This is a genomic window from Bhargavaea cecembensis DSE10, from assembly GCF_000348905.1.
Classification (GTDB): Bacteria; Bacillota; Bacilli; order Bacillales_A; family Planococcaceae; genus Bhargavaea; species Bhargavaea cecembensis.
In genome coordinates this window covers 62,509-74,701 of record NZ_AOFT01000002.1, presented here as the reverse complement: position 1 = coordinate 74,701, position 12,193 = coordinate 62,509, and the positions used below count along the sequence as shown (strand labels likewise).

Annotated in this window: 12 protein-coding genes; all 12 read left to right on the top strand. The window is 58.2% G+C overall.

Annotation, left to right across the window (positions count from 1 at the left end; all coding sequences use genetic code 11):
• Positions 1-14 precede the first annotated feature (14 nt).
• The 12 genes from mgsA (at position 15) to asnS (ending at position 12,181) form a co-directional block, all read left to right on the top strand.
• The gene (gene mgsA / locus C772_RS01995; RefSeq protein WP_008296965.1) at positions 15-431 is read left to right on the top strand and encodes a methylglyoxal synthase; all 417 of its coding nucleotides are present in this window, start codon (positions 15-17) and stop codon (positions 429-431) included.
• A complete protein-coding gene (gene bshA / locus C772_RS01990) occupies positions 428-1,567 on the top strand; it encodes an N-acetyl-alpha-D-glucosaminyl L-malate synthase BshA (protein ID WP_008296964.1) in 1,140 nt (379 codons plus the stop codon). The genes mgsA and bshA overlap by 4 nt, the downstream gene beginning before the upstream one ends.
• A complete protein-coding gene (locus C772_RS01985; protein WP_008296963.1) occupies positions 1,564-2,757 on the top strand; it encodes a CCA tRNA nucleotidyltransferase in 1,194 nt (397 codons plus the stop codon). The genes bshA and C772_RS01985 overlap by 4 nt, the downstream gene beginning before the upstream one ends.
• The gene (locus tag C772_RS01980; protein WP_008296962.1) at positions 2,735-3,724 is read left to right on the top strand and encodes a biotin--[acetyl-CoA-carboxylase] ligase; all 990 of its coding nucleotides are present in this window, start codon (positions 2,735-2,737) and stop codon (positions 3,722-3,724) included. Before C772_RS01985 ends, C772_RS01980 begins: the two co-directional genes overlap by 23 nt.
• Positions 3,725-3,974: 250 nt before the next feature.
• Positions 3,975-4,823 (top strand): 3-methyl-2-oxobutanoate hydroxymethyltransferase, encoded by an 849-nt coding sequence (gene panB, locus C772_RS01975; RefSeq protein WP_008296960.1) that lies wholly within the window; start codon positions 3,975-3,977, stop codon positions 4,821-4,823.
• Entirely contained in the window at positions 4,810-5,667 is an 858-nt protein-coding gene (panC, locus tag C772_RS01970) for a pantoate--beta-alanine ligase (RefSeq protein ID WP_008296958.1), read from the top strand. Before panB ends, panC begins: the two co-directional genes overlap by 14 nt.
• Positions 5,664-6,047 (top strand): aspartate 1-decarboxylase, encoded by a 384-nt coding sequence (panD, locus tag C772_RS01965; protein ID WP_008296957.1) that lies wholly within the window; start codon positions 5,664-5,666, stop codon positions 6,045-6,047. The genes panC and panD overlap by 4 nt, the downstream gene beginning before the upstream one ends.
• A gap of 145 nt (positions 6,048-6,192) precedes the next feature.
• The gene (dinG, locus tag C772_RS01960) at positions 6,193-8,976 is read left to right on the top strand and encodes an ATP-dependent DNA helicase DinG (RefSeq protein ID WP_008296956.1); all 2,784 of its coding nucleotides are present in this window, start codon (positions 6,193-6,195) and stop codon (positions 8,974-8,976) included.
• Positions 8,977-8,996: 20 nt separating this feature from the next.
• Complete coding sequence (locus tag C772_RS16270; protein WP_008296954.1) at positions 8,997-9,167, top strand: YpmA family protein; 171 nt, start codon at positions 8,997-8,999, stop codon at positions 9,165-9,167.
• A 7-nt stretch (positions 9,168-9,174) separates the two neighbouring features.
• On the top strand, positions 9,175-9,654 hold the full coding sequence (locus C772_RS01955; RefSeq protein WP_008296953.1) for a cell wall elongation regulator TseB-like domain-containing protein: 480 nt from the start codon (positions 9,175-9,177) through the stop codon (positions 9,652-9,654).
• A 15-nt stretch (positions 9,655-9,669) separates the two neighbouring features.
• A complete protein-coding gene (locus C772_RS01950) occupies positions 9,670-10,863 on the top strand; it encodes a pyridoxal phosphate-dependent aminotransferase (protein ID WP_008296952.1) in 1,194 nt (397 codons plus the stop codon).
• A gap of 22 nt (positions 10,864-10,885) precedes the next feature.
• On the top strand, positions 10,886-12,181 hold the full coding sequence (gene asnS / locus C772_RS01945; protein ID WP_008296951.1) for an asparagine--tRNA ligase: 1,296 nt from the start codon (positions 10,886-10,888) through the stop codon (positions 12,179-12,181).
• Positions 12,182-12,193: the final 12 nt, after the last annotated feature.

Here is a 12,193-nt window from a genome sequence, read left to right as displayed (position 1 = left end):
CAGGAGGGGTTCGGATGAATATTGCACTGATCGCTCACGACAGGAAGAAAGATGACCTGATCCAATTCGTCATCGCCTACCTGCCCATCTTCAAGGAACACGCTTTGTACGCTACAGGAACGACGGGCAAACTGGTTGCGGAGGCGACAGGGCTCGATGTCCACCGGTTCAAGTCAGGACCGCTCGGGGGTGACCAGCAGATCGGGGCGATGGTGGCGGAAAACCGCCTCGACCTGATCATCTTCTTCCGCGATCCGCTCACAGCACAGCCCCATGAGCCGGACGTTTCGGCGCTCCTGCGCCTGTCGGATGTGTACAAGGTGCCGCTTGCCACGAACATGGGCACGGCAGAGGTCCTGCTCCGCGGACTGTCGGAGGATCATCTCGACTGGCGGCTCAACAAAAATCCGGAAGGCGGTGGCCAGGCATGAGAAAGCTCAGGATCGGCATTACCTGCTATCCATCGCTCGGCGGCTCAGGTGTTGTCGCAACCGAACTCGGCATCCTTCTTGCGGAGCGGGGCCATGACGTCCATTTCATCACGTCGGGCCGTCCGTTCCGCCTTTACATGGACCAGCCCAACATCACGGTGCATGAAGTTGAAGTCAGCCAGTATGCGGTCTTTAAATTTACCCCTTACGACATCGCACTTGCCAATAAGATATCGGAAGTCATCGTAGAGGAAGAACTCGATATCCTGCACGCCCACTATGCTGTCCCCCACGCCATCTGCTCTGCGCTGGGGCGTGATATGGCGGGTGTGCCCATCCCGATCATCACGACGCTCCACGGGACGGACGTAACCATTCTCGGCCATGACCGGACACTTTCCGGTACGGTCAAATATGGGATCAACAAATCCGATATGACAACCGCTGTCTCGGATTCTCTCAAGGAAGAGACGTATGAACTGATCCGGCCGGCGAACGAGATCCGGACCATCTACAACTTTATTGACGAACGGAGCTATCGTCCCGTCAATGCGCACCACATGAAGGCGGGGCTCGGCATCGCCGAGACGGACAAGATTGTCATCCATGTATCCAATTTCCGTAAGGTCAAGCGCATCGAGGATGTCGTCAGGAGCTTTGCCATCATTAACAGGGAAGTGCCCTCAAAGCTTCTCCTGGTCGGCGATGGCCCGGAGGTCGAGACGATCCATGCGCTTGTTTCGGAAGAAGGGCTCGGGACAGAAGTGCTGTTTCTCGGAAAGCGTGACGATCTGCCGGACCTGTTCTCGATCAGCGACCTGAACATGCTGCTTTCCGAAAAAGAAGCGTTCGGACTCGTCCTGATCGAAGCGATGGCTTGCGGCGTGCCGTGCATCGGCTCGGATATCGGCGGGATACCCGAAGTGATCGAAGACGGGAAAAACGGCTTTATCCGCCCGCTCGGGGACATCGAGGGATACGCGGAGGCGGCAATCCGCATTCTTAGGGATTCCGATCTGGCCTCAAGTTTCTCACATGACGCCATCCGATCGGTCCGGGAACGGTTCGGCTCGGAGCGGATCGTCCGTGAATACGAGTCGGCCTACTACGAGCTGCTGGAGCGGAACGGGTTTTGACGGACAAGCACTGGCAGTCTGCGTTTGAAGTTGTCGGGCGCCTGAGGGAAGCCGGCCATGAGGCGGTGATTGTCGGGGGCGCGGTCCGGGACCGCCTGATGGGCCTGCCGGCTCATGACGTGGATGTCGCGACGGCGGCACTGCCGGAAGAGGTCAAGGCAATCTTCCCGAAAACGGCCGATGTCGGCATCGCACACGGAACGGTGATGGTCCTTGATCCGTCTCCGCCGGTCGAGGTGACGACCTACCGGACGGAAGGGACCTATACCGACCACCGCAGGCCCGATCATGTGGAATATGTGACTTCACTTAAGGAAGATCTGCGCCGCCGGGACTTTACGATGAATGCCATCGCGATCCGAGGGGACGGCTCCCTCTATGACCCGTTCGGCGGGGAGAAGGACATCGCGCTGGGCATCATCCGTGCAGTGGGTGATCCGGACGAGCGGTTCGGGGAAGATGCGCTCAGGATGCTGCGTGCCGTCCGGTTTGCCGCAAAGACGGGATTCAAGATCGAACCCGGGACCGGGGCGGCGATCGCCAGGCATGCCGGGAGCATCTCACATGTCTCTGTTGAGCGGATCAAGATGGAAATGGACAAGATCTGGACAAGCGGCCGGGCAGGCACGGCGGCACAACTCATGGGGGAATCGGGGCTTGCGGAACGCCTTCCGCTCATGAATCTTGCATTTTCAGGCGAGAATCTTGGCTTCTGGCAGAAATTCGGCAAGCCTGTACAGCCGGTGGAGGGGTGGGCACTGCTCTACCACCTTGCAGGGGCGAGGGACGGGAATCCATACAAGCTGTCGAACGCCGAGAAGCGGTCTGTCAGGGACATTCTCACTTCCTGCCGGATCCGCTCGGAACGGCCGTACAGCCCGATGGATGCTTACCGGCTGCCTGAGCCCGCGCTGATGGCAGGCGCACGGTTCGCCCATTTGACGGGAAAGATTGGAAATCCCGACAGTCCGGATCAGATCAGTTTGCTGAAAAACACACTCCCGATCTCTTCCCTGAGAGATCTTGCCATCACCGGTAATGACCTGATCGCCTGGTCCGGCAGGAAAGGCGGGCCATGGGTAAAAGAGTGGCTGGCCAACATCGAGGAAGCGGTCGTCAGCAGGCACCTGGAAAACACCCGGGAAGACATAAAAGGATGGTTTTTAGATGGAATCGAAAGTGAAGGATAAAGAGAGCCTGCTCAGGCGGCTCATGGAGTCCGGCGGAGAGCCGGTCTCCGGACAGATGTTGGCCGATGAGGCGGGCGTTTCCCGTACGGCCGTCTGGAAGTGGGTAAGGGAACTGGAGGAGGACGGCTACACGGTCCGGTCCATCCGGAAAAAGGGGTATGTGCTCGAAGCTTCACCCGACCGGCTGTCACCCGCGCTGATCCGGAAGTATCTGAATGATGATCCGTTCGTCAGCGAGATCATCCATTTTGAATCCGTAGGCTCCACGATGCCGATCGCCCACAGGGAAGCCCAAAACGGCGCGCCAAACGGGACGGTGATCGTCGCGGAGGAGCAGACGGAAGGCAGGGGGCGGCTTGCCCGGCCGTGGTCGTCAGCCGCCGGAAAGGGCATCTGGATGAGCGTAATCCTCAAGCCGGACATTCCGCCGCACCGCGCGCCGCAGTTCACCCTGATCACGGCCGTGGCCATCTGCCGGGCGATCCGAGAGACAGCGGATGTCGAAGCGCGCATCAAGTGGCCGAACGACCTGCTGGTCGGCGGCTGCAAGGTGACAGGGATCCTGACGGAACTGCAGGCGGACCCCGACCGTGTTCAGGCGATCATCATCGGCACCGGCATCAATGTAAACCAGGAACCCGGAGATTTTCCGGAAGAGCTGGCCGATATCGCGACCTCGCTCCGGATTGAATCGGGCCAGACTGTGGACCGCGCGGCTCTTGCCGCTTCGGTGCTGCGGAACATCGGCCGCTACTCGAGTCTGTATCTTGAAGAAGGATTCGCTCCCATCAAGGCGCTGTGGGAAGAAAACTCCGACACCATCGGCCGGAAAGTGAACGCGGTCATGATGCGGGAGACGGTGACAGGTACTGCCATCGGCATTACCGAAGAAGGCGTTTTGGAGATCCGGACGGACGACGGAACCGTCCGCGGCATTTATTCCGCGGACATCGTGCCCGCAGAATAACCCTTGCGCCCTGAAATCGCTTTCTGCTATATTGGAGGCGGAGAAGGGCGGTATCGTAACTGAACTGCACCTGAAACAAGCTGATTGGCCGGAATAGCGAATCCATCCCGCGACGGGACGGATCGCCTAAAGACTTGGTCCGCCTTGATCCAAAAAAGACAGGGACGGAGAAGACCGGAATGAATGCTCAGCCCTTCTGCCATTTTTTGGCTGAAGGGCTTTTGGTTTTCTCCAGGAAAGGAGAAGAACGGTGACAACCACTGCAGACCTGATGAAGAAAAAACAGAACGGCGAAAAGATTGTAATGATGACGGCGTACGACTATCCGACGGCGAAAATAGCCGCTGAAAACGGAATCGATGTGCTTCTTGTAGGTGATTCACTCGGGATGGTCGTGCTCGGCTACGATTCGACCGTGCCGGTGACAATGGAGGACATGATCCATCACGGCAAGGCGGTCCGGCGGGGGGCAGGCCAGGCATTCACAGTTGTGGACATGCCGTTCGGCACCTATCACGGGAGCCTGGACCGGACGCTTGAAGCGGCAGTCCGCGTGTTCCGTGAAACCGGGGCGGACGCCCTGAAGCTGGAGGGTGCCGGGATTGTGACGGACGCCATCCGGAGACTCGTATCGGCGGGGATGCCGGTCGTTGCGCACCTCGGTCTCCTGCCGCAGTCTGCAGGTGTGACAGGAGGGTACAAGGTACAGGGCAAGACGGCGGAACACGCGCTCCGGCTGCTCCGGGAGGCAAAGGAAGTGCAGGAGGCCGGTGCCTGCATGCTCGTCCTGGAATGCATTCCCCACCAGCTGGCCGGCCGGATCACCGAAGAACTGTCCATCCCCGTGATCGGGATCGGAGCCGGAGCGGAAACAGACGGCCAGGTACTTGTCTTCCATGATCTGATCGCATACGGCAGCCATCACGTGCCAAAATTCGTCCGCCAGTTCGCTGATGCCGGCACGCCGATCCGCGCAGGCATCGCAGCATATGCGGAAGCGGTCAGGGACGGCTCGTTCCCAACGGATGCCCACCGCTTCTCGATGAAAGAGGAAGAGGCAGGCAAACTGTATGGAGGCGATCCGATTGAAACGCATTGAAAAGGTTGCGGACATGGCTAAAACGTCACGAATTCTGGCAGCGGAAGGGAAAAGCATCGGTTTCGTCCCGACGATGGGCTATCTCCATGACGGACATCTGGCGCTTGTCCGGGAAGCAGGTAAAGAAAATGATGTCGTGATCATGAGCATTTTCGTGAACCCGGCTCAGTTCGGCCCGGGGGAGGATTTCGAGAGCTACCCGAGGGATCTCGAGCGGGATGCGGCGCTTGCGGAAAAAGCGGGAGTCGACATCCTGTTTCACCCGTCGCCGGAAGAGATGTATCCGGAAGAAAGCGACATCAGGATACTGCCCGGCAGACAGGCAGACGTATTATGCGGCGCAAGCCGGCCGGGGCACTTTGATGGCGTTCTGAAGGTCCTCACGAAGCTGTTCCACCTGACACGGCCGGAGCGGGCCTACTTTGGGCAAAAGGATGCCCAGCAGCTGGCCATCATCGAAACATTCGTCAGGAACTATAACTTTCCGCTGGAAATCCGCCGCGTGGCGACTGTCCGGGAAGAGGACGGCCTGGCAAAAAGCTCACGGAACGTCCGTCTGACTCCGGAAGAACGCAAGGAAGCCCCGGCCATTTATGCAGCACTAAAAGATGGCGCCAGGATGCTGCGGGAGTCGGGCGATCCGGAACTCGTGCTCGGCATGGTCCGCAACAGCCTCGGACGCATTCCTGATGCGGAGGCCGATTATGCGGAAATCCTCGATTATCCGTCGCTGCGGCCGCTTTCTGCGGAGTCAGGGGAAGCGATCATTGCCGCCGCGGTCCGCTTCTCCGGTGCGCGCCTGATCGACAACATTCTGGTTCCGCTGGAGGGGAAGACTTCATGATGAGAATCATGCTGAACGGCAAAATCCACCGTGCCACAGTCACCGAAGCCAACCTGAACTATGTCGGCAGCATTACGATCGACCGCGACATCCTGGATGCGGCCGGGATGCTGCCCAACGAAAAGGTACAGATCGTGAACAACAACAACGGCGCACGTTTTGAAACCTATATCATCGAGGGCAGGCGGGGAAGCGGGGTCATCTGTGTCAACGGAGCCGCCGCCCGTCTTGTCCAGCCCGGCGATATCGTCATCATCTTGAGCTATGTCCATGTCGATGCGGGTGAAGCTGCCCGGCACACTCCGAACATTGTCCTGATGGGCGAAAACAACCGGATCGACGCTGTCACCGGCCACGAGCCGGAAGCGACGGTTTATTGAAATGCGGACTCCCGAACATGGTGCTTCGGGAGTTCTGTTGTTTGACTGACGGCCGATCATACTTTTGGCAGCCGGCCGGGCGATTCAAAGCCCGGGGATGTGGTACAATTTCCGTAAGACACCGACGGACAGCGAGATGATAAAGATGGATGGAAAACGATATGCGGTCGTGGATCTTGAGACGACCGGACATTCACCGAAGAGCGGCGACAGGATGATCGAAATCGGGATGGCAATCGTGGAAAACGGGTCCGTGACCAAAACATACTCCACTTTCCTGAATCCCGGACGGAAGATCCCTGCCTTCATCAGCAGCCTGACCGGCATCCGGGACAAGGATGTTGCGGACGCCCCGATGTTCGAGGACCGCGCGGCCGAAATCAGGGAGTGGCTGGAAGGATGCGTGTTCGTCGCGCATAATGTTTCGTTCGACCTGCCGTTCCTTCAGCATGAATTCAGGCGCGCGGGACTTCCGAAATGGAGCGGGGAAACAGTCGATACCGTGGAACTCGCGAAAATCATCCGCCCATCTGCAGCAAGCTTCAAGCTCCAGGATATTGCCGCGGAATTCGGCATTGGCCTGGAAAACGCCCATCGTGCCATCGAGGATGCCAAGGCTACGGCTGAACTGCTGATCCGGCTCCAGGAAGAGACCGACCGCCTGCCCGAGCCGACGCTGTCCATCCTCCATAAACGTTCATTCCGGCTCAAGTCGGACCTGAGCTCCCTGTTCTACGGCGCACTTAAGCAAAAACGCAGGCATGCCGCGGCGGAAGGGGGCTACCTCGTCTGGAAAGGCATCGCGATGAAAGAGCCGGTCCCCCAAAAAGAACGCATTTCCGCACGGATCGCCTATCCCGGCAATCCTGAAAAGAAGGAATCCTTGTTCCGGAATGCTTTTGAGCAATATGAAGAGCGCCCGGCACAGTCCGCGATGATGGATGCAGTGTACAGCGCCCTTGAGTCAAAGTCCGAGCTTGCGGCAGAGGCGGCGACCGGTATCGGAAAGACATTCGCCTATCTGCTCCCTGCTGCGGTGCATGCACTCAGGGAAGGAAAGCCGGCTGTGATCAGCACCTACACCAACCACCTGACCGAACAGATCATCGGACGGGACATGGAAAAAGCGGAGCGGGCCGTCGGTGTGCCTCTGCGTACAGCGCTTCTCAAGGGGGTCGGGCACTATATCGATCTCGAGCGGTTTTCGCGCATCCTTGCGGCAACGGATGAGTCCTATGACGAGACGCTTGCCATCTTGCAGGTGGTGGTCTGGCTGGCAGGCACCGAGACCGGGGACTTGGAGGAGCTCAATGTATCCGGCGGGGGCGGTCTGTTCCTTGACAAGATCCGCAAATACCGGGCGGCCGTCCGGGAAGGGGAACTCAAGAAAATCGACTTCTATCTCCGTTCGCTGGATCTGGCGCGGAACGCGGATCTGATCATCACCAATCATGCCATGCTTCTATCCGCGCAGGATCGCAGCCACACACCGTTTCCGCGTCTCTCGGGCATGGTCATCGATGAAGCCCACCAGTTCATCACGGCAGCGCGGTCACATGCGGAGACGCTGTTCTCCTACACGGATTTCAAGTATACGCTCGGCCAGATGGGCAGGTCCGGAGAAGGGTTGCTTCAGGACCGGTTTGTGTCGCTGGCCCGGAAAACCGGCGTGCCCGGCGAGCGGGAAGCCATCCGGGCAGGAGACATGTATGATCGCGCAATGGATGCATTCGATGCAGCGTTCGAGGGCATCCAGCTGCTCATCCAGACATTGGCCGAAGACCGTCCGCACGAACAAAAGCGGACTTATGCACTTGCTGACCTCGAACCGCTCGTCCCCCTCTGCAGGGAGGCGGGAGACCGGCTGTATGCCTACCTGGACAAAGTGACGGAACTTACGTCACCTCTACTTGCAGCCGGGGGGCACCAGCCTGAAGAAGCAAGGTTCCTATCGGAGTGGCAGCACTGGATCCGGGAAATTCGCCTGCAGGCGGCCGGCTGGATGGAACTGTTCGGCCCGGCCGGACTTGAAGATGCGGCTGCCTGGATCGAAGCGGATATGAGAAGCATACCCGGCAGCCTGAAAATCGTACGGCAGCCGGCGGATGTTTCCGGCATGATCCGGAAATCGGTGAACCCGGATGGGCGGTTTGGCGTGATCTGGACTTCAGGGACACTTTCTCTTCCGGGTCGGGAGCGGTTCATCGCCGATCAGATCGGACTGCCCGGTACGGTCGGCATCCGAAAGTTTACGGCTCCGCCGGAATTTTACCGCGGGGCGAAAATGTTCATCGTAAGTGATATGCCGGACATCCTGAACGTACCGCAGCAGGAGTATATCGAATCTGTCGCGGATGCGGTCGTGCAGGCAGTGATCGCGACAGGCGGGAGGTGCTTCGTGCTCTTTACCTCCCATGATATGCTCAGAAAAACGTACGAGCTGATCGTGGACAGCGAGCTCCTCGCGGAATACATGCTGATTGCCCAGGGAATCACGCCCGGAAGCCGGATGAGACTCCTGAAGTCCTTCCAGCGGTTCAGCCATTCCGTCCTGTTCGGCACGGACAGCTTCTGGGAGGGCGTTGACGCTCCGGGTGATGCACTGGCTGCCGTCATCGTCGTGCGGCTGCCGTTCAGTTCCCCGGAGAACCCCCTGTTCAAGGCCCGGGCGGCAAAAGTCGCCGCCTCAGGCAAAAACCCGTTCCAGGAGCTTTCGCTGCCGGAGGCCATCATCAAGTTCCGGCAGGGGTTCGGCCGGCTGATCCGTTCGACATCCGACCGGGGCGCCTATATTGTGCTGGACCGCCGGATCGAGAAGAAATCATACGGCAAGGACTTTATCCGGGCATTGCCGCCGGTACCGGTCGAGAAAGTCGGCCTCGGTGATATGGTGCTTGAATTGGAAAGTTGGTATAATGACGAAGTATGAAGACAGAAGGCAGGTCTAATATGGAGAGCAGAATTGAAATTGTGAACACGGTGAAAGTGAAGTATCAGCCGGACCTCTATAAAATTGTCGACGCGCTCAACCGGACATTGAAGAAAGACGACCTGATGTTCGGCCTTGCGCTTGACCCGGATGATCAGGAAACAGCTGTTTTCACGATCTACAGGACGTGACCGCGTCATGAAAAACTGGATCAGGTTTACCGTCATCTTTACGCTTGCCCTTTTTACGCTTATCGGAGTCGTCGTCTTTTATCAGGCCCAGAAGCCGATCAGCGATGCGGAAAAGAGGGCTGAAGTGCGTGCCATCGAAGAAGGCCATCTTGCCGAGATCACCAGGTCCTACCCTGTGAACGGGGCCGAGCCGTCGATCACGGTGCTCGGCAAGGACAAGGAGGGCCGCCCGAAGGCTGTATTTGTTCCGGACGGGAAAAAAGGCGATATCCGCGGCGTTCTCCTTTCGGATGGCATCAGCCCCAAAGAGGCGCTCTCGGCTGTCCGGAAGGAAATGAACGTCTCGGACGTGATTCACGTCCATCTCGGGACAGACGGATCCGGCCCGTTCTGGGAAGTGGCCTTTTCCGGCCCGGATGACAAGCTGAATTACGTCCAAATGAGTTTCAAGGATGGCAGCACACGAAAAAAAATATTGAACTTATAGGAAGGGGTTCCCGGCATGGACCGCAGACTTGCAAAACGGACAGAAACGCTTACACCATCTTCGACGCTCGCGATCACGGCAAAGGCGAAGCAGATGAAAAAAGAGGGCATCGATGTCATCGGACTCGGTGCCGGGGAGCCGGATTACAATACACCGGACCACATCATCGAAGCCGCCTATGCTTCGATGAAGGAAGGCAAGACGAAATACACGCCGGCAGGCGGTCTTCCGGAGCTGAAGGATGCCATCATCCGGAAGATGTCAGGGGACCACGGACTTACATACAAGCCATCTGAAGTGCTCGTCGGCATCGGGGCGAAGCACGTTCTTTATACGCTCTTCCAGGTCATCCTGGATCCGGGCGATGAAGTCATCATCCCGATCCCATACTGGGTCAGCTATCCCGAACAGGTGAAACTCGCCGGAGGGGTGCCTGTACACGTGGACGGATCGGTTGAATCCGGATTCAAGATCACGGCAGAGCAATTGAAAGAAGCGGTATCGGACAAGACAAAAGCGTTTATCCTGAACTCACCGAGCAACCCATCAGGCATGATCTATACGGAGGATGAGCTGCGTGACATCCTGGAAGTCTGCAGGGAAGCGGACATCTGGATCATATCGGATGAGATCTATGAGAAGCTGATATACGGCGACGCCGAGCATGTTTCCATCGCGACGCTTTCCGATGATGCGAAAGAACGCACGATTGTCATCAACGGCGTATCGAAATCCCACTCGATGACGGGCTGGAGGATCGGTTATGCGTGCGGCGACGGGGCGGTCATCAAGGCGATGACGGACCTCGCGAGCCATTCCACGTCGAACCCGGTCACAACTTCGCAGTACGCTGCAATCGAGGCGTATAACGGGCCATGGGATGCGGTCGAGACGATGCGGAAGGACTTCGGAAAGCGCCTGGATGCCGTATATCCGCTCCTTTCTGACATCCCGGGCTTCAGGGTGCTAAAGCCCCAAGGCGCGTTCTATCTGCTTCCTGACGTGTCGGAAGCGGTTCGAAAGACAGGCTTCGAAGACACGGATGCCTTTGCCCGCGCGCTCCTCGAAGAAGCAAAGGTCGCGGTGATTCCGGGAAGCGGCTTCGGGGCACCGGGCACGATCCGGCTCAGCTACGCGACCGAACTCTCGCAGTTCAAGGAAGCCGTCCGGAGGATCCGTGAATTTGTCGAGGCCCGCTGGCAAGACTGAACGAAAATCGGAGGTTTACTTTATGGATAAAATCATGATCAACGAAATGCCGAAGCATGTAGGGGAAACAGTCCGCATCGGCTGCTGGCTCGCGAACAAGCGCTCGAGCGGGAAGATCGCCTTCCTTCAGCTGCGCGACGGTTCCGGCTTCGTGCAGGGCGTCGTCGTCAAGGCGGATGTTCCGGAAGAATTGTTCGCCACGGCGAAATCAATCAACCAGGAAACATCGATGTATGTGACCGGCACCGTTGTCGAGGACGAGCGGTCCGCATTCGGCTACGAGCTCCAGGTTTCCGGCATCGAAGTGATCGGCGAGGCTGAAGACTATCCGATCACACCAAAAGAACACGGCACCGAATTCCTGATGGACAACCGCCACTTCTGGCTCCGTTCCAAGAAGCAGCATGCCATCATGAAGATCCGGAACGAGATTATCCGAGCGACGTATGAATTCTTCAATGACCGCGGCTTCGTGAAAATCGATCCGCCGATCCTGACCGGTTCCGCACCGGAAGGAACGTCGGAACTGTTCCACACCAAATATTTTGAAGAGGACGCATTCCTCTCCCAGTCCGGCCAGCTTCATCTTGAAGCAGCGGCGATGGCACTGGGCAGGGTGTTCTCGTTCGGCCCGACATTCCGCGCGGAAAAGTCCAAGACCCGCCGTCACCTGATCGAGTTCTGGATGATGGAGCCGGAAATGGCATTCACTGAACACGACGAAAGCCTCGAGGTCCAGGAACAGTATGTGGCACACCTTGTCCAGTCCGTCCTGAAAAACTGCAAGCTGGAACTCGGCGTGCTCGGCCGGGATACTTCGAAACTCGAGAAGGTCCAGGCGCCGTTCCCGCGCATCACTTATGATGAAGCGATCGAATTCCTCCATGAGAAGGGCTTCGACGACATCCAGTGGGGGGACGACTTCGGCGCTCCTCACGAAACGGCCATCGCCGAACACTATGACAAGCCGGTATTCATCGTCAATTATCCGACGGCGATCAAGCCGTTCTACATGCAGCCGCATCCTGACCGGGACGATGTCGTGCTCTGCGCGGACCTGATCGCGCCAGAAGGCTACGGCGAAATCGTCGGCGGCTCCGAGCGGATCCACGACTATGAGCTCCTTAAGCAGCGGATCGAAGAGCACCAGCTCGACCCTGAAGCTTACGCGTGGTATCTCGAACTCCGCAAGCAGGGCTCCGTGCCGCACTCCGGCTTCGGTCTCGGGCTTGAGCGGACGGTCGCATGGATTTCCGGCGCGGAACACGTGCGCGAAGCGATTCCGTTCCCGCGTCTGCTGAACAGGCTCTACCCATGATGAAGATGAAGG